Origin of the sequence: Streptomyces sp. CB03238, assembly GCF_002099185.1 — a bacterium.
GTDB lineage: Bacteria > Actinomycetota > Actinomycetes > Streptomycetales > Streptomycetaceae > Streptomyces.
The window spans coordinates 17,049-39,566 of the sequence record NZ_NBCN01000034.1 but is presented as its reverse complement, the minus strand read 5'-3'; the positions used below and the strand labels follow the sequence as shown (position 1 = coordinate 39,566).

Genomic DNA, 22,518 nt, shown 5'->3' with positions numbered 1-22,518 from the left:
ATACGGCGCAGGGGAGAAGGGCGAAGCGAGCGTGGCAACACCGTTGAGCGCGGACAGGTTTCTGTCCGTGCTGAAGCACGCGGGCCTCGGCGTCGTCGAGCACGGCAAATGGCGCACCCACAACCGCAACACTCACGGCAACTGGGGCCCGATGAACGGGGTGATGATCCATCACACCGGCTCCTACAGCTCCGAAGCCGACATGGTGGAGCTGTGCCGTGTCGGCTACCAGGCCCTTCCCGGCCCGCTGTGCCATGGCGTGATCGACCGGTCCGGCACGGTGCACCTGGTTGGGTACGGGCGAACGAACCACGCCGGCCAGGGCGACACCGACGTGCTGCTCGCCGTCATCGAGGAGAAGAACGAGCTGCCGCGCGCCAACGAGGAAGACACCGACGGCAACCGGCACTTCTACGGCTTTGAGTGCATCAACACCGGTAGCCAGCCGTGGCCCTCGGCGCAGCTGGACGCGATGGCGCGCGCCGCCGCCGCGATCTGCCGTGCCCACGGATGGAACGAGCACAGCGTCATCGGGCACAAGGAGTGGAAGCCGTCCAAGTCCGACCCGGGCGGCATCGACATGGACGACTTCCGCGCTCGCGTCGCCAAGCATCTCAAGGGCGACAGTAAGCCGCCCAACAAGCCGAAGCCCAAGCCAGACCCCACGCCCAGGCCGAAGCCGAAGCCGGTACCGAAGTACGCCGCGTACCCGGGCAAGGACTTCTTCCGTGACGGGCGCTCCTCGCCCGTGATCGCGGCCATGGCGAAGCGGCTGATCGGCGAGGGCTGCGACTCCTACGACACCCCACCCGGCCCGGTGTGGAACGACGCGCACCGCCGCTCCTACGCCGCTTACCAGATCAAGTGCGGCCACCACGGAGCCGCCGCGGACGGCATCCCTGGCCCGGAGACCTGGGCCAAGCTGCGCGTCCCGCACCAGGCCGGCGCTGCCGAGCCGACCCCGAGCAAGCCCGACCAGGAGAAGCACGACCCCATGCCGCAGGCCCTCGCTGACGTCGCCGAGCGCACGATCGCCACCTACCTCCAGTCCCTGCTGGGCCTGATGGCCGCCTCCAGCACGACCGACATGGTGTCGCTGTCCGCGTGGCAGGCCGCGGCCGTCTCCGCGATACCCGCGGCCCTGTCGGCGCTGAAGTCCACCGTCGGGACCGTGCTCGGGCGGCCGGGAACCGCCTCGTGGCTGCCGCTGAAGCGCGACCCGGCCACGCCCACCCGCTGACCTGCGACACGAGAGAAGGAGAGGCACCGTGCCGGAGGGAGAGGTCGCACTGGCCCTCGCCGAGCTGCGCAGCGCGCTCGAAGTGGGGCTGGCCCGCATCGATGGGCAACTCGCGCTGCTGGTGCAGCGGTCTGACCAGACCGACAAAGCGGTGGAGGACCTTGAGGCGAGGGTGACATCCCTGGAGAAGGGACGGTGGCCGTTGCCGACGATCGCCGTCCTCGCCAGCATCACCGCGGTGGCGCTGACGCTGTACGGCGTGGCCAGGGGCTGAAGCCGAAGTCCCCGTTGCGGTTCGGGTGTTGTCCGACCAGGCAGCTAGCGTTGAGGCACCACACGTGTCTTCCTGCGGCCTGGGGGTCTTCATGGATACCGAGCACCTGATCGTGACCGACTTGGAGGTGGACACCGCGCTGGCGGACCTGACGGTCCCGCCGGCCGTCCGCGCCGTCTGGCAACTGCTGTCGGAATCCGATGTACGGCTGGACGAAGCCATCGCGCTGGACGTGCAGGACGTGGAGCTCGCCGACCGCCTCGTCGTACTCGACGACACCAAGGAGGGCGGTACGTTCGAAGCGGGGATCACTGCCGCTACCGCCGAGCTGCTGGCTGAGCTGATCGGCTCGCGGCCGGGCGGGCCGGTATTCACCGTGGGCTCGCGTCGTGTGCGCAAGGACGAGGTGGCGGCGCAGTTCCGGCAGATCACGGGCAAGAGCGTGCACGCTCTGCGTTTCACCGGGCAGGCGCGCCGACACCGCAGCACGGGCCGACCCCAGCTTGTCGCGCGTACCCAGCCCGGCGAGGAAAGCGCAGCGCCCGCGTAAGGGCCGTATGGCGGGCTTCCGTCCAGATGCGCGAACGACCCCCGCGCAGCGGGGGTCGTTCAGGTCTCTTGGAAGACCGCCGTCAACGATAGCACCGCCGAGCGCGCCGAGCGGTGCGCGGCTACCCTGCCGGTGGCACGCGAGAGGCGACACAGCGAGGGACGGGGCGATGCACGGGCTGAAGAAGCCGTATCTGGTCGGGCACCAGGAGTTCGCTGCCCTGTATGGGGTGGAGGCGCAGATGGTCGGGCAGTGGCTGGCTCCCAGCCGCGGTGTCCTGGATCCGGCGACCGCCATTGTCGTCTCGGGCGTGCGGTACTGGCCACTGGGCTTCGCATGCCGCTTCGGCCAGACCACTGCCAGGCCCAAGACCCTGCACATCCGGGTCAAGGAACGGCTCATCGCCGAGCAGGGCGAGGGCTGGGAAGCTGATCTCGGCGACGAGTTGCCCCCCATCGTGGGCCAGCAGGAGATCATCGAGATGTTCCACCTGCCGGCGCAGGGCAACCTCGCCACCACGATCGCGTCGGGCCGTTTCCCGGAGGAGGACTGGCTGCTGTCCGGGTCGCGTCTGTGGCTGCTCGACACCGTGCTCGACGCGGTGCCGGCGCTTCGCGAAAGCGCCCGCAGCCTGCCCTGGGACGTGGACGAAGAGGTCATCGCAGCCCTGCGCGCGGGCACCTACGACGGGCCCGGCTCGAAGGTGCTGACCCGCGGCCGTCACGCCCGAAAAAGCCCCTGACCTGCACAAATACTGTACGCAGACCCAGCTTGCGACTAAGATATATGCATACCCCTTCAGGGGTGGCCCTTACTCGCGCAAGGAGGCAGCAGTGCAGATCACCCACACACCGGGCAGCGATGCCGTCGCCGTCATGCAGTCGGAGGAGGCCGAGACGGCGCTGATGTAGTACACGGCCGGAAATCCGGACTCCAATCTGGCGGCCCGAACGGCGCAGGACTTCGCCACCACCAGCGGACTGGCTGGGCGGCGCAGCGAAGGGGCCGCCGGGGCTGCAGCGTCGGCCTGACGCCGCAGTCGTGAACTCGCGCCCCTTCATAGCGGGGTTGATCATCCGGCTCCCAACCCTCAAGATAGACGACACTGTTGAAATCGTTCTTCAGGGGGTGGGGTATGGCGGTCATCCAGGACAAGATTCCGGGCCTGGTGATCCACACCGTGCGGCAGCCCGACGGTCAGGCGACGATCCAGGGCCAGTTCGAGGCGTTCCATCGGCTCAACCCGTGGGTCCTTACGGCTTTGGAGCGTCTGACCGCCGACTACCTCGAGCGCGGTGCCGCCCGTGTCGGCATCGGGATGCTCTTTGAGGTCCTGCGCTGGCGCTACGCCACCGCGACCGAAGGCGACGAGTTCCGCCTCAACAACAACTTCCGCTCCCGGTATGTCCGGCTGCTCATCGAGCGCCACCCGGAGTGGGCCCCTGCGTTCGAGGTCCGCGCACTGCGGGCCGACTGAACCGAATCTCTTGGAGACATCAACGTGAACCAACCCGACGAGCAACAGCCCGGCGACACCGCAGCACCCGTCGCCGTCTCCGGCACGGAGGCCACGCCCGCGCGGACCATCGCCCAGAGCGCGATCGTGCTGCGCGCCGACCAGGAGGAGTTCGACCAGCGGCAGGTAGCTGCCCTGGCCCTGATCAGCCCCGGCCTTCAGCTCGCTCCACGTGCGCAGCTGGCCGTGTTCTTCCACTACTGCGTGCGCAGCGGTCTCGACCCGTTCGCCCGGCAGATCTACATGATCGGCCGCAAAAACCGGGGCGAGGACCGTGAGGAGAATCCGGTCAACTGGACCATCCAGACCGGCATCGACGGGTTCCGTACGATCGCGCACCGGGCAGCGGAGCGCACCGGCGAGCGCATCTCGTATGAGGACACCGTCTACTACGACGCCGAGGGCAAGGCGCATGAGGTCTGGCTCGCGCCCGGCCCTCCGGCCGCCGTGAAGGTCACGGTGCTCAGGGGCACCAGCCGCTTTCCGTTCATCGCGCGCTGGGGCGAGTTCGCCCCGACCTACTGGGACGCGAAGCAGAACCAGTACGTCATCGCGAAGATGTGGCGGACCATGCCCGCCCACATGCTGCGCAAGTGCGCCGAGGCCGGTGCGCTGAGGATGGCGGCCCCGCAGGACCTGTCCGGCGTGTACGTGGACGAGGAGATGGCGCAGGCGGACGCCGAAGTGGTGGCCGGCGTCGCCGAGGACGCCACCCAGCGGCTGCGGGCCGCCGCGGGCCTGGAGGACGGCGAGCAGGGCCGCGAGGACGCCGGCGAGTCGGCCGACCAGGAACCTGAGACCCCCGACGGCCAAAGGCCGCGGGAAGAGGAGCGGCCCCCGGCGAGGAAGCGGACCCGGTCCCGACAGCGGCCGGAGCCTGAATCTCAGCCCGAGCAGACCCCTGCGTCCGAGGACAACCCGCAGCCCGAGCGCAAGCGCGCCGCTGCCCGCAAGCAGGCCGCCTCGGCCAAGAACCGCCCGGCTTCCTGACCTCACTCCCCGATCCGACCGGGTGCCGCCCGCCTCGCGGCGGGCGGCACCCCGCTCTTGGAGACCGAATTGACCATCACATCCGAGCGTCCCGTCAGCCTGTGGCCCGCAGCCCACAAGGTCGACGCACGTCGACCCCGTTCCCTGCAAACCAAGATCGGAGCATCCGACACCGTCTGCGCCCGCCGCGCCGGATACCTCCTGCACGGCCGAACGCCCACCGACGGCGGGGAGAAGCGCAAGGCGATCCTGGGCACCTGGCTGCACGCCGGCATCCTGGCCGCCGCCCGCGAGGAGTACGGATGGGTGATCGAGCGCAGCGTCGAGGACCAGACGATCAAGGGCCACATCGACGCCGTCCAGCTCGACAGCCACACCGCCGCCCGCCTGCCGAAGCGGCTGCGGCCCCTCCTCCCGGCCGAGGAGACGACCGTGGAGGACGTGAAGACCAAGTCCACCTACCAGTGGGACAACGTCCTGCGGTACGGCGCCAGCGACGCGGAGATCCGCCAGGTCCTGCTGTACGCCGACCTGCTGCGCAGCGAAGGGTTCGCCGACGTTGAGGGTCAGCGGCAGCTCGCCCGCCTCGGCCCCGTTCCGGTCGGCCGCATCCGCTTCCGGTTCATCAACCGCGACAGCGGCGACGACCACGTGCAGGAGATGGCCTTCAGCGCCGATCGGGCCCGCGGGGCACGGTGGTGGGTGCAGCAGGTGAGGGCGGCCGAGACGCCGGAGGAACTGCCGCGCACGTTCCAGGGGCCGGGCCTGTCCGTCGTCTGCGACCACTGCCCGTTCAAGACGGCCTGCTGGGGCTCCGTCGCGGCCGGGCGCCGACCGCAGAGCATCCTGATCCACGACGACGCCGAGCGGGCAGCGGCCCTTGCCGAGTACGCCGAGGTGTCGGAGCAGATCAAGCCGCTCAAGGAGCGGCAGAAGTTCCTGCGGGCCAAGCTGGACGGCTCGGAGCCCGGCGTCTACGGCGACAACGTGCTGACCTGGAGCGGCGGTAACCCGACGAAGGTCGAGGACGTGGACGCCATGGTCGCGCTCTACCAGCGGGCGGGTCTGGAGGTGCCGATGGCTCCCGACGCGGCGGCGATGAAGGCGCAGCTCAAGGCTGCGGGCATCCCCGTGCCGGTACGGCTTGACCCCGACCGGCGCACGTCGGTGAGCATCAACGTCACCGCGCGCAAGAAGCCCTGAACCCGCGAACCGGTAAGGGCAGAGCCACCGTTGGCCCTGCCCCTACCTCAGTGCGGCCCGAATCGGACGTGACACGGAGAGGTGCCGGTGAGCATCCACTTGATGTTGGTGGCGGCCTATCTGCCCAAGGAGGTGATCAACCAGACGCAGAAGTTCGTGCTGATGAAGATTGCGGACTCTGCCGACGATCAGACGCGGCTGGCGCGGCCGGGCCTGGAGCGGCTGATGGCCTGGGCCGGCGTGGGCGAGAAGCAGGTCATCGCGGTCGTCACCGAGCTGGTCGGGCTCGGCCTGGTCGAGCGGGTGGAAGTTGGGCGCGTCGGCCGCCGGGCTGAGTACCGGGTGTTTCCCGACGGTGTTCCTCCCATCCCCAGCACCGAGGAGCTGATCGAGCGGCGCCGCACTGCGCGGCGTGCCCCGAAGAACCCTCGGCTGGCGCGTGAGATCGAGCGCCGCAGGCGGCCCTCTGCGGCGGCACGTACCCAAGACGACGTGACGGCGCGGGAGGAGGCACGCGCCGCGGTGCAGGCCGCTGCCGAGGAAGGAGGGTTCCCGCAGGGGAACCCTGACAACGGAGAGGGGAGGGTTCCCCCACGGGAACCCAGTGGGTTCCCCCACGGGAACCAAGAGGGTTCCCCCAGGGGAACCCCTTCTTTTCCTTCTCCTTCCTATCTCCTTCCTAACCCCCCTACCCCCACGGCTGACGCCGCGGGGGAGCCAGGCGCGGCCGGGGAGGACCAGCAGCCAGGCGGCTGCCCGAAGCACCCGGAGCCGGTCGGCAACTGCCGGGGATGCGGCACCAACCCTCGGGCCGGTCGTGAGCAGGCGCGGCGTGAGGCTGCGGCCAGCGAGCATGCCTCGCAGCAGCAGTGGCTGCGGGAGTTCTTCGCCGAGCGGGCGCGGCGGGTTGCCCGGTCGGATCCGCAGGCTGAGGAGATGGCGCGCAAACGCGTGCGAGAGCTGGCCCGCCTGGGACGTGAACTCGGCCGCAACTCGCGGTCCAGATAGGCGGCTTGCTAGATCACCATTCTTGACGCCCCAGCGTGTACGAATAAGATATAAGTAGAAAGTTCGGAACTCGCCGAACCCACCGACCCCTTGGAGACCATCTTGAGTGACACGCTCACCCCGGCCCCCGACGTCTACGTCGTGGTCGCCGAAGTGATCCACGGCTCACCGGCCGCACCGCGCCTCGGCGGCCACCTGTACTGCTCGGCCGAGTGTGCCGAACGCGGCGTGCGCGAGCTCGTCAGCGACCTGAGCCAGGAGGAGGGTGGCAGCGGCTTCGTGCTGCCCCACGAGGGGCGCGCGATCGGCTGCGTCGTCACCCGTGGCCGCCGGATGTGGTCGGTGCAGATCCTCGCCCGCAGTGAACTGCCCACCGTCTGATATCCGCTTCACCAGAAATAGACGACATTGTTCAAAGAGTGCCTTGTTGGGCGCTCTCCCCGCACCACTCTCTTGGAGACCAGCACATGTCCACCACGATCGCGGCTCTGCCCGACCACAACCGCACCGCCGACCCGCTGTGGCAGCGGCTGTTCCACGGCTACGGCCACGTCATCACCCCGCTGCGCTACGCGGGCTGGGTCACCGACATCGAGACCGCCGGAGGAGGCGAGTTCTTCGTACGCGCCGACCTGCGGGACGGCACGGAGCTGATCATCGCCTCCGAGCACAGCCTGCCCTCCGACCCCGCCGAGGTGAACGGCTGGAGCGTCGTCCGCCGGGATGTGCAGGATCCGAGCAAGCACACCGTCCTGTACGACTCCACCCCCAACGGACCCCAGCGCCACCACGGCAACAGCCTGATCCCGCTGCTGGCCCGCATCGACAGCCTCGACGTTCCCCGCCGCGCACCCCAGCTGATCGTCTCGGCCACGCACACCGCACCGTACGGCGCGAGCCACAACCAGACCGCCGGGATCGAGGGCGCGGCCACCGCCATCGCCCGCTTCTCGGAGTGGTCCCAGCGGCTCACCGACCATGAGGGCTACCGCCGCGTCTGGCAGCGGCCACAGGCGGACGGCTACCCGCTGGCGCTGTTCGAGTGCGCCGGACACATCACGACCGTCCGCGTCACCCGCAGCGATGACTGACCGGCCGCGCCGCGCACCGCGCCCCACCGGGGGCGCGGACCGGTGATCTGGCTGCTGATCGTGTGCGCCCTCGGCCTGCTGGGGTTCACCGCCCTCGGCATCGAGGACAGCCGCCACCACCGCGCGTTACGCGCCTCCGACGAGTCCTGACCACGGCCGCCCGGCCCACAAGCCGGGCCGGGCGGCCCCGCCTCTTGGAGACCTAAGACCGTGCCCCGATCCATCCACCTGCTCTGCGGAGCGGGCGGAGATGCCACCGGCCTGTTGGAAGCCGGTTTCGACCCCATCCTCGGCATCAACCACTGGCAGACCGCCGTCGACACGTTCGAGCTCAACCACCCGAAGGCGACTGCGCGTTGCGCCAACATCCAGAACTACCCCATGCGCTGGCTCCCCAAGGCCCTCGTGCTGTGGGCCAGCGTCATCTGCACCGAGGTCAGCCCCGCCGGCGGGAAGAAACGGCCCGACCCGGTGCAGGACGCGCTGTTCGAAGAAGAGGAGCAGTGGCGCGAACTGCCGCCCGAGGCATTCGAGATGACCCGGGTGACCGCCTGGTGCGTGCTGCGCGCCGCCGAGGCGAAGCGGTTCCCGTGCGTCGTCGTGGAGAACGTCGTCGAGTTCATCACCGACTGGCTGCTGTTCCCCGAGTGGATCCGCGCCATGAAGAAACTCGGCTACCGCGTCCAGATCGTCTCCGTGTCCTCCGCGCACATCGGCTCCGAGACCAACCCGTATGCGCCGCAGTGGCGCGACAGGATTTATGTGGTTTTCACCCTGACGGGTATCCGGCGCCCGGATCTCGCGCCGCGCCCGCTGGCGTACTGCTTTGAGTGTCGGCGGGACGTCAAGGCGCGCCAGAGCTGGCGCGACCCGCGGGTGAAGGTCGGCAAGTACCAGCAGCAGTACGACTACCGCTGCCCGAACAGCCGCTGTGGCCACGCGCTGGTGGAGCCGTACGTCCGGCCCGCCTCCGACGTGATCATGTGGGACGACATCGGCCAGCGCATCGGGGACCGCTCCAAGCCGCTGGTGCCGAACACCATGCGGCGGATCGAGGCCGGGCTGGCGAAGTTCCCCTACGAGCCGTCCGTCGTCACCCTCACGCACGGCAAGGACGGCACCGACCGCGCGTTCGCCCCACACACCCGGCCGCTGCCCACCCGCACGGCCAAGCTCGGTGAAGCCCTGCTGGTGCCGGTCGGCGGCTCGTGGAACGACACGGCCTCGCCCATCGAGGAGCCGATGCGCACCCGCACCACCCGCGAGAGCGAAGCCCTCGTCACGGTGGACCCGTTCATCGTGGAGTTCCGCAACAACTGCGACGCCGCGCCGATCGACGCCCCGCTGAGCACCATCGCCACGGCCCGCCACCACGGCCTGGTCGTGCCCGACGGCAACGCCCGCACCCGGGCCCGCAACACGCTGGTCATCCCGTACCGCAAGGCCGCACCGAAGACCGCGGCCGAGCCCCTGCACACCCTGTCCACCCGTGACTCGGCAGCCGTCGTGCGCAGCGCCCCCGCCATCGAGGACTGCTACTTCCGCATGTTGCAGCCCCGCGAGCAGCTATCGGCCCAGCGGTTCCCCGAGACGTACGAGGTCGTCGGCTCCAAGGCCGCCCAGACCCAGCAGGCCGGCAACGCCGTGTCGGTCAACGTCGCGCGCTGGATCGGTGAGCGCCTCAAGCCCGTCCTTGCCTGACCCCACCCCCGAAGAAAGAAGGGACACCCCTGTCATGACACCGGCTACACGCGACCAGTTGGCCATCCTCGCCGAGCAGCGCGAGGAGTTGGAGGCTGAGCGCCTGCGGATCGAGAAGGCGTACTGCCTCGCGGTGCTCGACCACATCGCCGCGAAGATCCGCGCCGCCTGCCCGGAGGCGGCCTACGTCGCCTTCGACTACGAAAGTAAGCAGCGGTCGTTGGACCTTCACGGCGTGCTCGGCGTACAGCCCAGCCCTCTGGGAGCCTGCCCCTGGTTGTGGGAGTACGGCGACGAGGAACACCCGCTCAGCACCATCCCGACCGACATCGAGCTCGACGTCCAGACTGCCCTGGCCCCCTACTCCTCTCCGGCGTGGGCGTCGGTCCACCGCAACACGGCCGCCGACACCGGCTGGCTGCTGGAGATGCCTCCGTCCGATCGGGCGGCACGCGTCGCCGAGCTGGTACGCGAGCACCACCCGGAGGCGACCGCGCTCGTCGTGGACGGCCGCGCCGCCGGTCGGATCATCGAGATCTTCGAAGGGGCCGCCGACGACGGCACGCCTGTGCGCACGCCGCGCCCGCGGTGGCCGTCCGCCTGCGACACCACCCTCACCCGGCTCCTCGGCCAGGTGCTCGCCCTCCCGGCCCTGGCCGACCGGCACCTCATGCCCCTGCCCGGCGACTACGTCCACCCGTACGGCGTCAGCACCAGCGACCAGGTGCGCCTGATGCCGCTGCCGCCGACCGCGTAGCCGCCGTCCATCGGAGAGCACCTGATGAGCGGCACCTGGTGGGTCAACGAGGCGCCGTGTGCCGGGGATCGGCGCTTTACCCCCGACGACGCGAACGAGGACTCCTTCAGGGCGCCGCAGATCCGCATGCTCCTGGCTGTGTGCCAGGACTGCCCCTTCCGGGCGCGGTGTATCGACCTGGTGCTGCCGAGACAGTCACTGTTCGACGGCATCTGCGGCGGACGGCTGTGGATCGACGGCACGGTCCGCGCCACCTGCGAGGGCGCCCACCACGACGAGCTCGAGGAAGGCGCCGCCCCCATCACCCACGGCACCGAGGCCGGTGCCCGTGCCCACAACCGGCGCGGCGAGACGGCCTGCTCACTGTGCCGGGAAGCCGGACGGCTCGCCCAGCAGGCCCGCCGGGCCCGCAAGCGCGCCTCAGGCTCCTGAATCACGCACCTACTCACCCGAAGGAAAACGATGATCAGCATGAGGGCGGACGCCCTGTCCGCCATCCTCGACAAGGTCGCTCCGCACCGCCCCACCGGGGACGGCATGGAACACCTCGACGTGATCGTTCTCGACTGCACGCGGCGCTGGCTGCACGCCGCCGCCGGAGGCGACCGCACCCTGGCAGTTGCCCGCACGCCCGTCACCGGCAGCCACTGGACGGCCCCGATCGCCTTCCAGGACGCCACCGCACTGCGCGAGTGGCTGGAATCCTCCGACCACATCACCGTTGAGCACCTCCTCGAACGCGGCGGGCCCCTGCTGCGCTTCACCGAGGGCGCAGCCCAGTTGACGGTGCCCGTCGCCACCAGCATGGCCGAGCTGCCCTGGCGAAACCTGCTGCGCTTGGAGGCTCCGCCCTCGTACCACACCACTGAGCCGGTGCGCCTTGGCACCGCCGACCTCGCGCTGTGGGAGAACGCCGGCGAGGAGGTCGACGTGCGGCCCGGCGCCGGGCTGGCGGCACTGGTCGTCACCGCGGGCCGAGACTTCATCGGTGTGCAGATGCCGCGCCCCGGCACCCCCGGCGGTGACCCCCTGCTCGGGTGGGCGGCCTCCATCCGCTCCCGGTGCTTCCTCTACGAGGGCCTGCCCTTCGAGGTCGGAGCCCGCTACCTGGACCACTGGGGTGCGGTGTGGTGGGTGGCCGCACGGCCCGCACCCGGCGAGGAGCCCCTGGTGGTCTCCGTCGACCGACCCGGCACCGTCCTGCCGCTGGAGGTCGTGCTCAAGGCGGGTGGACCCCTGCTGCGCCTCCCGGCGTAACCACACCCAGAAGATAGGAGACATCCTTGAAAGCAGACGGCAGGGCGGGTGTGCCGCCCCATCGCCTGAGCGCCCCGGCCCCCGACGACCCGGGCGTCGGCCTCAGCCCTCTCCCGGCCGCGTGGCGCGCTCCGGAACCGACCGCCCCGCCCTGATCCCCCTTGCCCCACAACTGAGTTGAAAGGAATCCGTGTGAACAAGGCCCAGCTCATCGAAGCCGTCGCTCCTCGAACGGGCGGCAAACGGCAGGCCAAAGCTGCCGTGGAAGCCGTCCTGGACGCCATGGTGCGCGCCGTCGTCGCCGGAGACGCTGTTTCGATCACCGGCTTCGGGACCCTCGTGCCGCAGGCCCGCCCGGCCCGCGTCGGTCGCAACCCTCAGACGGGCTGCGAGGTGAAGGTCGCCGCCACGCGCATCGTGAAGTTCCGGCCCGGCACGCGCTTTCAGGACCTCGTCGCGCGCCGCACGCCTCTGCCCCCTTCCGGCAACTCCATCCAGAAGGCGCCCAAGACGCCCCGCCCGTAACCCGTACGCCAGGAGTGCCGCCCCGGCCTGGCGCCGGGGCGGCTCCCGTCCGAAGGAACACACGATGCACCACCCCCCTGTGGGAACCGAGATAGAAGCCACCGCGAAATGGCTGGAGGAACACGCAGCCCCCGGCGCCGCAACCGTCCTGCGCCGCGTAGCCCGCCAGCGCGACCAGGCACGCGAACAACTGGCCGTCGAGCGCACACGGAACAACCGCTACCCCCTGGCCTGGCACTCCGCCCGCGAGCGCGCCCGCGATGCCAACGCCAACACCGAGTACCTGGCACGTCTGGCCGACGGCGTTCAGCAGCTGCTCGGCGAGGACGTGCGCCGCCTGACGGCACTCAACGAGGACCACACCCGCATCAACGCGATGCTGCGCACAGACATGGCGCGCCTTCAAGTTCTGGCCGAGCGTGCCGGCTGGGTACCCGACACCCAGGCGCGGCGCATGTGGCGCTGGCGAGAAGGCTGGTGGGAACTGGCCTACCGCAAGAAGAACACGAAGGACGGCTACCGCGATCACGGCTGGTACTTGTGGGGCCCGGCGGAGAGCTACTTCGGCGAGTGGGTCGCGCACCTGAAGACGCCCGCGATGACCGAGGCCGACCGGCTCATCACCAAGCACCTTGCCGCCGTGGCGGAGGTCAAGCCGTGACCCAGCTCGAACTGATCACGGCCCGCGACGCCCACGGGCCTGACCCGGCGCCGGACCTTGCCGCCGCGGACTTGATCATCGACTCCAGCAGCGGCGGCAAGGACAGCCAGGCGGCATTGGACGAGACGGTGCGCCAGGCGGACGCGGCCGGCGTGCGCGATCGCATCGTCGTCCTCCACATCGATCTCGGCCGCACGCCCCGGGGGCACACCGTGGAGTGGCCCGGCACGCTCGAACTGGCCCGGCAACAGGCCGAGCACTACGGCCTGCCCTTCGAGGTGCGCCGCTCGGCGAAGTGGCCATCGCTACTGCACCGCATCCGCGCCCGGGGCCAATTCCCCAACTTTTTCAATCGGTTCTGCACGGCCGAGATGAAGCGAAACGTGTCGCGGAAGTTCATCACCGAGCAGGTCAAGGCACTGGGCATCACCGGCCGACCGGCCCGCGTCGTTCTCGTCCTTGGCCTGCGTGCCGAGGAATCGCGGGCGCGTGCGGGCAAGCCGGCCGTGGAGATCGACCAGCGCGCCAGCAGCGGACGGCGCACCATCACCCTGTGGCATCCGGTGCTGCGCTGGAGCACCGCCGAGGTCTGGCAGCGCATCCAGGAATCCGGTGTCCCCTACCACTGGGCCTATCGCGAGGGCATGTCCCGTCTTTCGTGCAGTCTGTGCCCACTGGCCGCAGCGGCCGACCTCACCTGCGCCGCGCGGCTGCGGCCCGGCCTTGCCCAGGAGTACGCGGACCTGGAGGCGGAGATGGGCGCTCCGTTCCGGCGTGAGCTGCCGATGGCCGAGATCATCCAGCGCGCCGGGAGCGCGGCATGACAGCGGAGCTCCAAAGCGCCCCGGTCACCCTGCCCAGCGTCCAGGAGAAGGGGGCGTGGCAGCCGCGGGTCATCGGCCTGGATTTGTCTTTGACCTCGACGGGCATCGCGGGCACCGACTGGGCGCGGGCGGCTCGTCCCGGCAGGCGGCGCAGCCATGAGCGGATGGAGTGGCTGTGCGGGCACATCGCCGTCGGCGTGGACGGAGCAGATCTGGTGGTCGTCGAAGGCGCGGCCTACGCCCAGGGTGGGCAGGCCGGGCACCACGAACTGGCCGGGCTGTGGTGGCTGGTGACCCAGTACCTGTGGCGGCGGCGCATCCCGTACGCCGTGGCCAACCCCCATCACCGCACGATCTACGCCACCGGGCGGGCGAACCCGGCCCAGGACCATCCGCGCAAGGAGCGGTCGCGGGTGGCCAAGGGGATGGTCCGCAGCGTCGCCGTCGAGCGGTACGGCGTGGAGTGCGAGGGGCCAGGCCGCTACGACCAGGCGGACGCCACCATCCTCGCCGCGATGGGCCTGGACTGGCTCGGCTATCCGACGGTGCCGGTGCCAGACACCCACCGGCGGGCGCTGGAGGCGGTGCGGTGGCCGGAACTGATCCCCGCCGCCGCGAATTCAGGGAATTGAATTTCCGGAATTAACTTGAATTCAAAAGATGTGAACCTTGAATTCGCGGCGTATGCGAATAAGATATAACTAACAAGTTCGGAAATGCCGGACGGAATGGAGGAGGAAATGCACGGCTGCCCCTGTGAATGCAACCGCGGCGGTTTCTGCGGCGGCTGCGGCCACGCCGGATGCGGCGGACGCCGCTAACCACCCAGCTCACCCGCGCCCCCGGCCCCAACGCCGGGGGTGCACCCCTACGCGCAAGCGCATCTCTTGGAGACCACAACCATGACCCACACCCGCGGAGTCCAACTCCTCTCAGAACAGATCGGCGTGGATGTCGAGCACGTTGCACGCGCATTCCGCATCGCCTCCACCACCCACGCAGCGATCCGCGCCAGCCGCTACAGCCACCTCACCGACGACCAATTCCGGCGCCTGATCGGCCAGGACAGGTACGTCATCGCCGTCGTCGCCAACCTCGCCATGCGTTCCGCCGGCCGCATCGAGGACGCGCTGCTCCTCATGGACGTCTACAAAGCCAGCGAGAACGCCACCGAACACCGCCTCCACATCCGCCCCGGCGTCGGCACGCTGCCCGAGTACCACGACCACCCCCACGTCCAGCAGGCCATCCGCATCCTGCAAGCCGCCAACCTGCCGCCCATCGTCACCGACGGCACCCGAGAACTGCGCCCCGGCTTCCAGGTCATGCCCGGCTGTGACGACGAGCTGCCCGGCTGGGTGTTCATCAACCCCGACCCCGCCTGCCAGGAGCGCACCGGCTTCGCGGGCGGCGACCTCGGCTACCTCGCCGTCATGCGCTGGGCCGGATGGGGCGTCATCACCGAACGCCTCCCCGGCGGCCTGTACGCCGCCTGCCACCCCGACCACCGGGACAACCCCTTCCCCACCGCACCCACCTCCTGACCACGCCCGTGCCCGGCCGCCCAGCGCGGCCGGGCACGGCCCACCAGAAAGGCATCAGCCCGTGAAGCTCCCCGTTGACGACGCCACCCTGGCCTCCTGGTCCGCCCTGCTCGGCCTCACCGACGAGCAGACCGCCGCGACCCTCGCCGACATCGAGCAGACCCTCCGCGTCGGCTACGACAACCGGCCCGACGAACTGCGCGACGCCACCTTCGAACAGCTCGTCGGCGACATGGACGCCGACGAGGCGGCCCTGATGTTCCTCATCAGCGGCCTGCGCCAGGCCGGACACCCCGAAGCCGCCTACGCCGTCGAGATCCGCGGCATCTTCGCCACCCTCCGGGACCTCCAGCAGACCAGCTGATCCCGCCCCCCACCCCATCCACACGCCGCCCCGGCTGCGCACCGCGCACCGGGGCGGCCCCATGCGCGCCCGCAGAAAGGAATCCGCAGCCGTGTCCGACGACTTCTTGCCCCGAGCCGCGACCTCGGCCACCGAGCGGCCCGCCCCGTCCTGGGCGAAGAAGCCGCCGCCCAAGACCAAGGCCACCACCGGCCCCCGCGTCAAGATCACCGCCCGCCGCTACGCCGCCCCGCGCGACCCGCACGAGCACGCCCGCAAGATCGCGGAGAACGTCCTCGACGCCTGGTACCAGTCCTTCGGCGGCAGCAGCATCGACGTCCCCCTCGGCACCGTCGCCGGGCTCTCCCTGCTGCGCAACGTCCCCGGCCTGGCGGACTGGGTGCTCAACCTCCAGCCCGAACAACTCCCGCAGCTCCTCAAGGAGATCTACCTCGGCCACTGGATCAAGCGCCCCGACCTGATCAACCGCGCCATCCGCCTCCACGACTGGGCCTGGAACCCCAACCCCGACACCCAGCAGCTCCGCGCCGTCCACGCCGTCACCCGCGCCGCCATCAACACCGGCCTGATGGACCTCACCGGCCACGACGACCCCGGGCAACGCTCCGAAGCCGACGTCCTCAGCCCCCTGCTCACCGGCCTCCGCCACAAGAGCGACAAGAAGTGGCGCGGCGAGTACCACACGCCGGCGTGCGTCACCGACCTGCTCGCCAACATGACCGTGGACAAGGACTTCGCCAAGCCAGGCATGTCCTTCCGCGAACCCGCCGTCGGCTCCGGCACGATGTTCCGCTCCGTCGCCCAACGCCTGCGCGACCTCGGCCTCAACCCGCACGACTTCCACTGGTACGGCAACGACATCGACTCGCTGTCCGCCGGGTGCGCCGCCGTCAACGCGATCATCTGGGACCTCGGCCCGCGCTGCTTCATCGGCTGCGCCGACTCCCTCGCACCGGAAGACGACTACGCCAAGACCCGCGCCGAAGCCAAAGAAGCCTTCGAGCAGCGCGACCGGTACATGGAGACCGCCAGCACGATCGTCGCCTGGCGCCGCGCCTTCGACCTGGTCGACCAGCTCATGCCCAGCAAAGAGAACGCCGCGTGACCCAACCAGATCCCTTCGACCGACCCGGCACCACACCGGCACCGCGCCGCCGACGCCCGGCCTTCGCCGGACCCCGCGACGAGATCGACCTGCCTCCCCTCGACCAGATTGCCCCCACCCTCGACCCGCCGTGGAGCAAGGAGGACACCGACACCCCCGACCGCACCGCCGCCTACCAGCACCCCGACGGTCACCGCATCGGCCTGCGCGTCCAATCCCGCGGCCTCGCCATTCAGACCTGGATCACCGCAGGCCCGGACCTGCCGCCGATCCCCGACGGCACGCCTGAAGAACAGGCCGAGGCACAAGCCGCCAACGACGCCCGGCTCCAGCCCGGCCGCACCTGGCACGCCGTCCTGACCACCCGCACCAGCAAAGCCCTGGCCGCAGACCTCGCCGCGCTCGTCCGCGAACGGCTGCTCCCCGCCCTGACGAACAAGCCACGCGGCATGCCCGCCCCAGCGCCGCCCGCCCGTATCGGGCAGCCCGACACCGCACCGCAGAAGGAAGGAACCCAGAAGTGAGCACCCCCGACAACACCGTGCAGGTCACCAGCCTGCCCAACCTCGCCCAGATCCTGCCGTACCTCCTCGGCCACTACCCGGACGACAGCATCGCCCTCCACGCCCCCGGCCCGAACTTCCACGACGGGCCGACCATGACGTGCCCCCTCCCCGACGACACCGCCGAGTGGCAGGCCACCGCCGAACACGCTGCCCGCCAGTTCGTGGCCTACGCCCACGACCGCGGCCATGACCTCGCTGAGGGCGTCATCATCTACCTCTGCCGCGAACCGCGCCCCGGCCAGAGCCCCGAGGACACCGCCGCGCTCCTCGCCCCCGTCGGCACCTGGCTCACGAACGAGTTCATGGAGCACCGCGCCAACGTCCTCCAGACGATCGGCCTCGTCGCGGACCGGTGGTGGGCCTACGAGTGCGACATCGACGGGTGCTGCGAGGGCCAGCCACTCCCATCGCCCGACGACCCCACCAGCGTCGCCGCACAGATGGCCCGCCTCGGCCGCGCTCCCGGCCCTCGCACCCGCGACATCATCAAGGAGTTCCGGGCGGCCACGGCGGACCCCGCGTTCCTCACGGACCTGCACACCGCCGCCGACCACTTCAACTCGCTGTGCGCGACCACCGCCGGACGCGACACCACGCTCGCGTTGACGCTGGAGCAGATCGACGCCGCCATGAGCCGGTTCCGTGACGGGGCGACCGCCCTCACCCGCGCCCTGACCACGCAGCTCATCGTCGGCCTACAGGACGACGCCGCCGTGGAGGCCGGCATAGCGCACGCCGAGGACGACGACCTTCCCCACGCCCGACGCCTCTGGGCCTACCTCGCACGGCACTGCGCCGAACCGTTCACGCAAGAGGCCGTGCCCATCCTGACGCTCTTCGCGTTCGTCGCCTGGCGGCAAGGCGACCTCATCGCCGCCCGGCTCGCCCTGCGCGACGCCATCACCACCGACCCCGAGTACGAGCTGGCCACCGGCATACACCTCGCCACCATCGACGGCGAAGACCCCCGAGACTGGCTCGCCTCCGCCCGCGAGGCCCACGCCCACCGCCTGACGCACCTCCAGCACGCCGTCAAGGTCGCCAGCGAGTACCGCCCTACCACCGACACCACCGCGGTGCGCTTCCGCGAAGCACTCGACGCAGCCACCAGCCACCACTACGACCAGGTCCTCAGCGAAGAGGAACGGCTCCTCGATCGCTACGGCACCATCGACATCATCAACGGAGCCTTGGCCGACTTCCGCAACGGCCGTCCCCAGCTCATGGACGAGATCGCCGCCCGCATCATCCTCGGCCTACAAGACCCGCACGCCAGGGACGCCGCGCTGTCCACCGGCGAGGAAAGCGACCTTCCCTACGAGCGGCAACTGTGGGGCTACCTCGCCCGGCGCTGCGTCCCGCCGCACACCGGTAAGGCGCCGCCGCTCCTCACCCTCCTCGGCTGGGTCGCCTGGCGACAGGGCGACACCGTCACCGCCAGCCACGCCTTCGCCGAAGCCCTCGACATCTACCCCGGCTACACGATGGCCAAGCTGCTGCTCGACGGCATCCGCAACGAGTGCGACCCGGCCCGGCTCCTGGCGATGTACCGCGACGCGGCAGCGGAGTTCGCCGCAAGCCGACCGGACCTCAACACCCCCTGACCGACACGGTGGCCCCGGCAACCGCCGGGGCCACCACGCCCCGGAGACCACCCATGACCACACCCACCGAACCCCTCGGCGCCGTCGCACGCCACATCGCCTACCTCCCCAAGTTCTGGGACAAGGACCACGACAGCCGCACCGTTTGGCGCATCGACTGGGGACACCCCGGCTTCACCCACCGCACCCCACCCCAGCCCACCACCGACCATCAGCCCACCGTCCTCGTACGCCGCTGGGACCGCCCCGCCCCCGAGCACCCCGACGAGACCTGGCCGTACCTTCACCGCGGCGCCTGCCTCGGCTGCACCTGGGAAGGCCCCGACCGGCGCCGCACCGACGAAGCCGTCGAGGACGCCCACGACCACACCCATCCCGGCTGGCGAGACCTGCCACCGCTCCCCGAACGTCGAGGCCGGCACTGGCTCACCCACGCCACCCACCTCTACCCCCAGGGCTGGTTCGACCAGGGCGGACCCGTCCGCACCCTCCGCACAGGAATCGAGAAGCGACACCTGCCCGGCAAGGCGCCGGGAGGCGGCTACGACCTCGCCGTAAAGCCTCCGAAAACCGAGCACCGAACAGCGATCAACGAGACGCTGCCCCTGGAACACGAGGTGAGCGAGGCAGCATGAGCGGCCCCGCATCCGTCACCTGGCTCCGCCCCGAGTACAAAGGCCGCGAGAACGAGCTGATCAACCTCGCCGCCGCAGCAGCCCTCGTCGGCGTCACCCGCTCCGCCGTCAGCAACTGGGCAAAACGCCACGCCAACTTCCCCAAGATCGCCCTGCTGACGGGCATCGGCGACCGCCGCACGAAATACGTCCCGCGCTCCGAATTCCTCGACTTCGCCCGAGCCCAGCTCAACAAGAAGCGCGGCGGCCCAAGCCGCCCAGCGGCACCGCGCCGCCCAGCGGCAACGCTCCGAGCCGAGGAGATCAGGCACGCCCAGCGCCAAATCGATCGCCTCACCGAACTCGAGGCGCGGCAGGCCGCAACTCTCGCCAGCACCCGCCGCGCCCTGAAGAACCACAGGGCACAACTCCGACACGCCCAACAGCGCCTGGCCGCAGAAGTCGACGCCGTGCGGCAGCTGGAGGAGCTGGGAGGCGACCCAGGCCAAGCGGTTCCGGTTCCGAACGGAACAAGGACGAGCTAGCCTGTAGTCACGCGGCTGACCTGCGAAAACGGCCACCGGCTCAACTCCCGGGCTAAGGGAGCGAGCCTGCCGCCCCTCCCAAAGCATCTGCGGTGCTCAACAGAACCGGGCTGGGCGACGCACCTGCGTGGATGTCTCTGCCAACTCTCGAAAGACCGTCTCCGTGCCCTCGGCTGGGAACCTGATGGGAACAGCAAGACAACGAAGGCCCAAGAAGGATCGTGAAAGATCGCTCCCCCGCCTTCCCTCATCAGTCCGCTGACCTGCGAAAACGGCGAAGCATCAAGCAAGATCAGGCAAGACGAGTGAGCTTATGATCATGCTCCTAAAGCGGGTGTCGCAGGTTCGAATCCTGCCGGGGGCACCAGCGAAAAGACCCCGGACCGATCAAGGTCCGGGGTCTTTGACATCCAGGTCCGACATCAACGGCGGCGGTCACTCACGGCCGGGCCGCCTCTTGAGCAGCCGGTCCATGTAACTGATCGCCTCGCGCCGCGTGTCCTGGATGACGTGCGTGTACACGTCCATGGTGAGCCGATCTGGCTGTGCCCAGGCATCCCCATCACGACGCGCTGTGGGGCACCGGCCGCGGTGAACAGGCCCGTTGCCGCGGATGCCGGCACGTTCGGTAAGTGCTGTGCCCACGAGCGAGGTAAGACTTTCTCTACTTCATCGAGGTAAGACTTTCTCTACTTCATCAAGGCCCGCGCACGGCGCGGGCGCGCGCCGCCCGACGGCGCGGCCTGCCTCTGTCTTCGCCCGGCTGGCCGCGCCATGCGCCGCGCCTCGTGCTGCGGGCGATGGGCGGAAACCCGCTGTGGCTGGGGCCGGTCGGCTCCACGGCTAAATGACACGCTGAGGGAAAAATGTAACCGGGCACCGTGAGCAGCGATCAGCCTTCCAATGCCGCCAGCAAGGCGCGGACGTCGTCGATCATGGCCGGGCGGGCCGTGGACAGGTCCAGCGAACCCTGCACCGTACGCCCGGTCACCTCTACCGTCACCGCCGCGTTGCGGTCGAGGACCACCAGCCCCTGGTAGTCATTGCCGAAGGCACTCACCGCGTACGCCTTCTCGCCGACACCGTCCACCGCGACACGCCGGCTCTCCGGCGGCGCCATCAGGTCACCCGGGTCTTGTGCTGCGCCCTCCTCACCTACGTGGATTTTCACGACCGCCGAGACGTCCTTGGCCGCATCCCCTGTTCCGGTCAGGGCGCTGTAGGTGCACGTGAGCTGTTCTGCACCGGAAGGGGGCTGCCCTTCCGGCCCACCGTCGAAGCGCAGGTCGCCGACCGTACGGGTCACTGCGGGCAGGCCCGGTTTCTGGCACACAGACCGGTCCATCCGGTACCCGTCATCCCCGGCATACAGGTACCAACCGCCTGCCCCCAGCCCCAAGACCGCCACGGCCCCGCCCAGCAGCCATACCGACGCGACCCGCCTGTTCCGTTCCAACCGCAACGCGGCTCCCCCCACTGGTCACACTCACATGAATCCGGCGAGCGTACGGCACGTCATCGGCCATCCTCAGGGTGGCTCTGTCGGGGCTCCGGCCGCGGGGTGGCAGGCAGTCGCCGACGCCACCAGGCCGGAAGACCTCTTCAACGGCCAGTGCACAACCGGCTGGCTCCTGGGTCAGCCACCGATGGCTCTGGTCGCTCGAGCGGGGTCAGAGGGTGCGCCAATGTGCGCGGACCACAAAGAGGACCACAAAGAGGAGACCGCCCGGACCTACTTCCCGGGCGGTCACCTGTGCGGGTTCCTGCGCCTCGCGGTGCCTTCGGCGGCGCGCGGTTGCCGGCGTGGTCCGGCCGTCAGGCGCTCGCTGCGGCGAGGTCGGATCTCACATGTCCTCGGGGGTCTTCTGTGAGGACCAGCCCCGCTGGGCGTAGGAGAGGACGCCGGTGAGGGTGATCCTCAGCAGGGCCCGGAGTTCGACGTGGAGCGGGGCCTTGTCGCCGGGGGTCTGTGACCACCGGTAGAGCAGGCCCAGGTAGGCGTCGCGCAGCATGTTGCCGGCCAGGACCGGGTCGATGTCGAGGGCGACCTCCCCGCGCGACTGGCCCACAGAGACGATCTTGGTGAACACGTGGCCGGCGTAGTCCGGCTCCTCCAGCAGGGGCTGCCCCGACTTCACCCAGGCGGTGAGCATCACACGCGTCAGGTCGTGCTCCGCCTCGTTGAACTCCGCCAGCGCCGCCATGCAGCGTTCCAGTTGGACCGTGGTGTCGTCGTCCTGGGTGGCGAGGGATTCCTCCATGAAGGCGCGGAGCTTCTCGCGGCGGTGCTCCGCCCAGGTGGTGACGAGGTCCTCCTTGCGCTGGAAGTGGTTGAAGAAGGTGCCCCGCGCCACGTCGGCCCGCTCGGTGATGTGGTCGATCGTGGTGCCCTCGTATCCTTGCTCGGCGAAGAGTTCGAGAGCCGATGTGTAGAGGCGGTCATGGACGCGCTGCCTGCTGCGCTCGCGCCTACTGGCAGGCGGTGCATGCTGGGTGTGGTCAACCGTCATCGGCTCTCTCTTCTCTTACGGCCCCGAAGAGGCACGTCCCATGGACCCCGTGGCAGTGTGCCCGTCGCG

26 protein-coding genes and 2 pseudogenes are annotated in these 22,518 nt (G+C 69.8%); 25 read left to right on the top strand and 3 right to left on the bottom strand.

Translation table 11 applies throughout. The annotated features are described in order from the left end of the window. Positions 1 to 31: 31 nt before the first annotated feature. The 25 genes and pseudogenes from BKD26_RS35890 to BKD26_RS35775 form a co-directional block, all read left to right on the top strand. A pseudogene (locus tag BKD26_RS35890) lies at positions 32 to 937 on the top strand (peptidoglycan-binding protein); the annotation flags it as partial. 331 nt (positions 938 to 1,268) lie between these two features. Next, the gene (locus BKD26_RS35885; RefSeq protein WP_084906957.1) at positions 1,269 to 1,514 is read left to right on the top strand and encodes a hypothetical protein; all 246 of its coding nucleotides are present in this window, start codon (positions 1,269 to 1,271) and stop codon (positions 1,512 to 1,514) included. Positions 1,515 to 1,605: 91 nt separating this feature from the next. After that, entirely contained in the window at positions 1,606 to 2,064 is a 459-nt protein-coding gene (locus BKD26_RS35880; RefSeq protein WP_143662765.1) for a hypothetical protein, read from the top strand. 169 nt (positions 2,065 to 2,233) lie between these two features. Beyond that, a complete protein-coding gene (locus BKD26_RS35875) occupies positions 2,234 to 2,806 on the top strand; it encodes a hypothetical protein (protein ID WP_084906951.1) in 573 nt (190 codons plus the stop codon). 393 nt (positions 2,807 to 3,199) lie between these two features. Then, positions 3,200 to 3,541: a hypothetical protein gene (locus tag BKD26_RS35870; protein ID WP_241519006.1), complete on the top strand. Its 342-nt coding sequence runs from the start codon at positions 3,200 to 3,202 to the stop codon at positions 3,539 to 3,541. A 24-nt stretch (positions 3,542 to 3,565) separates the two neighbouring features. Beyond that, positions 3,566 to 4,570 carry a phage recombination protein Bet gene (bet, locus tag BKD26_RS35865; RefSeq protein ID WP_179166831.1) on the top strand — a complete coding sequence of 335 codons (1,005 nt, stop codon included), beginning with the start codon at positions 3,566 to 3,568 and terminating at the stop codon, positions 4,568 to 4,570. 69 nt (positions 4,571 to 4,639) lie between these two features. Continuing rightward, complete coding sequence (locus BKD26_RS35860) at positions 4,640 to 5,773, top strand: PD-(D/E)XK nuclease family protein (protein WP_241519005.1); 1,134 nt, start codon at positions 4,640 to 4,642, stop codon at positions 5,771 to 5,773. Between the two features lie 87 nt (positions 5,774 to 5,860). Further along, complete coding sequence (locus tag BKD26_RS39585) at positions 5,861 to 6,781, top strand: helix-turn-helix domain-containing protein (RefSeq protein ID WP_107418115.1); 921 nt, start codon at positions 5,861 to 5,863, stop codon at positions 6,779 to 6,781. Between the two features lie 102 nt (positions 6,782 to 6,883). Continuing rightward, complete coding sequence (locus tag BKD26_RS35850) at positions 6,884 to 7,162, top strand: hypothetical protein (protein WP_084906943.1); 279 nt, start codon at positions 6,884 to 6,886, stop codon at positions 7,160 to 7,162. An 86-nt stretch (positions 7,163 to 7,248) separates the two neighbouring features. Beyond that, positions 7,249 to 7,872 carry a hypothetical protein gene (locus tag BKD26_RS35845; RefSeq protein WP_084906941.1) on the top strand — a complete coding sequence of 208 codons (624 nt, stop codon included), beginning with the start codon at positions 7,249 to 7,251 and terminating at the stop codon, positions 7,870 to 7,872. 210 nt (positions 7,873 to 8,082) lie between these two features. Then, the gene (locus tag BKD26_RS35840; protein ID WP_084906939.1) at positions 8,083 to 9,573 is read left to right on the top strand and encodes a DNA cytosine methyltransferase; all 1,491 of its coding nucleotides are present in this window, start codon (positions 8,083 to 8,085) and stop codon (positions 9,571 to 9,573) included. Positions 9,574 to 9,607: 34 nt separating this feature from the next. After that, positions 9,608 to 10,330, top strand: a complete 723-nt coding sequence (locus BKD26_RS35835; RefSeq protein WP_143662764.1) for a hypothetical protein — start codon at positions 9,608 to 9,610, stop codon at positions 10,328 to 10,330. A 24-nt stretch (positions 10,331 to 10,354) separates the two neighbouring features. Continuing rightward, complete coding sequence (locus BKD26_RS35830; RefSeq protein ID WP_084906935.1) at positions 10,355 to 10,762, top strand: hypothetical protein; 408 nt, start codon at positions 10,355 to 10,357, stop codon at positions 10,760 to 10,762. Between the two features lie 30 nt (positions 10,763 to 10,792). Continuing rightward, positions 10,793 to 11,587 (top strand): hypothetical protein, encoded by a 795-nt coding sequence (locus BKD26_RS35825; RefSeq protein WP_084906933.1) that lies wholly within the window; start codon positions 10,793 to 10,795, stop codon positions 11,585 to 11,587. Positions 11,588 to 11,779: 192 nt separating this feature from the next. Further along, complete coding sequence (locus BKD26_RS35820) at positions 11,780 to 12,112, top strand: HU family DNA-binding protein (RefSeq protein ID WP_107418114.1); 333 nt, start codon at positions 11,780 to 11,782, stop codon at positions 12,110 to 12,112. Between the two features lie 64 nt (positions 12,113 to 12,176). After that, positions 12,177 to 12,773, top strand: a complete 597-nt coding sequence (locus BKD26_RS41785; protein ID WP_241519004.1) for a hypothetical protein — start codon at positions 12,177 to 12,179, stop codon at positions 12,771 to 12,773. Then, positions 12,770 to 13,597, top strand: a complete 828-nt coding sequence (locus BKD26_RS41780) for a phosphoadenosine phosphosulfate reductase family protein (protein ID WP_241519003.1) — start codon at positions 12,770 to 12,772, stop codon at positions 13,595 to 13,597. Before BKD26_RS41785 ends, BKD26_RS41780 begins: the two co-directional genes overlap by 4 nt. Further along, entirely contained in the window at positions 13,594 to 14,229 is a 636-nt protein-coding gene (locus tag BKD26_RS35810; protein WP_084906927.1) for a hypothetical protein, read from the top strand. Before BKD26_RS41780 ends, BKD26_RS35810 begins: the two co-directional genes overlap by 4 nt. Positions 14,230 to 14,499: 270 nt before the next feature. Then, positions 14,500 to 15,141, top strand: coding sequence for a hypothetical protein (locus BKD26_RS35805; protein ID WP_084906925.1), 642 nt, complete (start codon positions 14,500 to 14,502; stop codon positions 15,139 to 15,141). Between the two features lie 61 nt (positions 15,142 to 15,202). Continuing rightward, positions 15,203 to 15,505, top strand: coding sequence for a hypothetical protein (locus BKD26_RS35800; RefSeq protein ID WP_084906923.1), 303 nt, complete (start codon positions 15,203 to 15,205; stop codon positions 15,503 to 15,505). Between the two features lie 91 nt (positions 15,506 to 15,596). Beyond that, positions 15,597 to 16,610, top strand: a complete 1,014-nt coding sequence (locus tag BKD26_RS35795) for an N-6 DNA methylase (RefSeq protein ID WP_084906921.1) — start codon at positions 15,597 to 15,599, stop codon at positions 16,608 to 16,610. Continuing rightward, positions 16,607 to 17,134 carry a hypothetical protein gene (locus BKD26_RS35790; RefSeq protein ID WP_084906919.1) on the top strand — a complete coding sequence of 176 codons (528 nt, stop codon included), beginning with the start codon at positions 16,607 to 16,609 and terminating at the stop codon, positions 17,132 to 17,134. The genes BKD26_RS35795 and BKD26_RS35790 overlap by 4 nt, the downstream gene beginning before the upstream one ends. Next, on the top strand, positions 17,131 to 18,780 hold the full coding sequence (locus BKD26_RS35785) for a DUF4192 family protein (protein WP_084906917.1): 1,650 nt from the start codon (positions 17,131 to 17,133) through the stop codon (positions 18,778 to 18,780). Before BKD26_RS35790 ends, BKD26_RS35785 begins: the two co-directional genes overlap by 4 nt. A 53-nt stretch (positions 18,781 to 18,833) precedes the next feature. Then, the gene (locus BKD26_RS35780) at positions 18,834 to 19,415 is read left to right on the top strand and encodes a DUF6349 family protein (protein WP_084906915.1); all 582 of its coding nucleotides are present in this window, start codon (positions 18,834 to 18,836) and stop codon (positions 19,413 to 19,415) included. Further along, positions 19,412 to 19,939 carry a hypothetical protein gene (locus BKD26_RS35775; RefSeq protein ID WP_084906913.1) on the top strand — a complete coding sequence of 176 codons (528 nt, stop codon included), beginning with the start codon at positions 19,412 to 19,414 and terminating at the stop codon, positions 19,937 to 19,939. The genes BKD26_RS35780 and BKD26_RS35775 overlap by 4 nt, the downstream gene beginning before the upstream one ends. A gap of 435 nt (positions 19,940 to 20,374) precedes the next feature. Here the strand turns inward: BKD26_RS35775 and BKD26_RS35770 are convergent. The 3 genes and pseudogenes from BKD26_RS35770 to BKD26_RS35760 all read right to left on the bottom strand — a co-directional run. Continuing rightward, positions 20,375 to 20,547 (bottom strand): annotated as a pseudogene (locus tag BKD26_RS35770) (site-specific integrase); the annotation flags it as partial. Between the two features lie 284 nt (positions 20,548 to 20,831). Next, on the bottom strand, positions 20,832 to 21,401 hold the full coding sequence (locus tag BKD26_RS35765; RefSeq protein ID WP_143662762.1) for a hypothetical protein: 570 nt from the start codon (positions 21,399 to 21,401) through the stop codon (positions 20,832 to 20,834). 382 nt (positions 21,402 to 21,783) lie between these two features. Beyond that, the gene (locus BKD26_RS35760) at positions 21,784 to 22,449 is read right to left on the bottom strand and encodes a TetR/AcrR family transcriptional regulator (protein ID WP_084906909.1); all 666 of its coding nucleotides are present in this window, start codon (positions 22,447 to 22,449) and stop codon (positions 21,784 to 21,786) included. Between the last annotated feature and the right edge of the window lie 69 nt (positions 22,450 to 22,518).

Bases quoted from the DNA above. Each gene is read 5' to 3' on its own strand.
- BKD26_RS35880 (WP_143662765.1), top strand. From the start codon at position 1,606: ATGGATACCGAGCACCTGATCGTGACCGACTTGGAGGTGGACACCGCG.
- BKD26_RS35875 (WP_084906951.1), top strand. From the start codon at position 2,234: ATGCACGGGCTGAAGAAGCCGTATCTGGTCGGGCACCAGGAGTTCGCT.
- BKD26_RS35870 (WP_241519006.1), top strand. From the start codon at position 3,200: ATGGCGGTCATCCAGGACAAGATTCCGGGCCTGGTGATCCACACCGTG.
- BKD26_RS35845 (WP_084906941.1), top strand. From the start codon at position 7,249: ATGTCCACCACGATCGCGGCTCTGCCCGACCACAACCGCACCGCCGAC.
- BKD26_RS35835 (WP_143662764.1), top strand. From the start codon at position 9,608: ATGACACCGGCTACACGCGACCAGTTGGCCATCCTCGCCGAGCAGCGC.
- BKD26_RS35830 (WP_084906935.1), top strand. From the start codon at position 10,355: ATGAGCGGCACCTGGTGGGTCAACGAGGCGCCGTGTGCCGGGGATCGG.
- BKD26_RS35825 (WP_084906933.1), top strand. From the start codon at position 10,793: ATGATCAGCATGAGGGCGGACGCCCTGTCCGCCATCCTCGACAAGGTC.
- BKD26_RS41785 (WP_241519004.1), top strand. From the start codon at position 12,177: ATGCACCACCCCCCTGTGGGAACCGAGATAGAAGCCACCGCGAAATGG.
- BKD26_RS35810 (WP_084906927.1), top strand. From the start codon at position 13,594: ATGACAGCGGAGCTCCAAAGCGCCCCGGTCACCCTGCCCAGCGTCCAG.
- BKD26_RS35805 (WP_084906925.1), top strand. From the start codon at position 14,500: ATGACCCACACCCGCGGAGTCCAACTCCTCTCAGAACAGATCGGCGTG.
- BKD26_RS35780 (WP_084906915.1), top strand. From the start codon at position 18,834: ATGACCACACCCACCGAACCCCTCGGCGCCGTCGCACGCCACATCGCC.
- BKD26_RS35775 (WP_084906913.1), top strand. From the start codon at position 19,412: ATGAGCGGCCCCGCATCCGTCACCTGGCTCCGCCCCGAGTACAAAGGC.
- BKD26_RS35760 (WP_084906909.1), bottom strand. From the start codon at position 22,449: ATGACGGTTGACCACACCCAGCATGCACCGCCTGCCAGTAGGCGCGAG.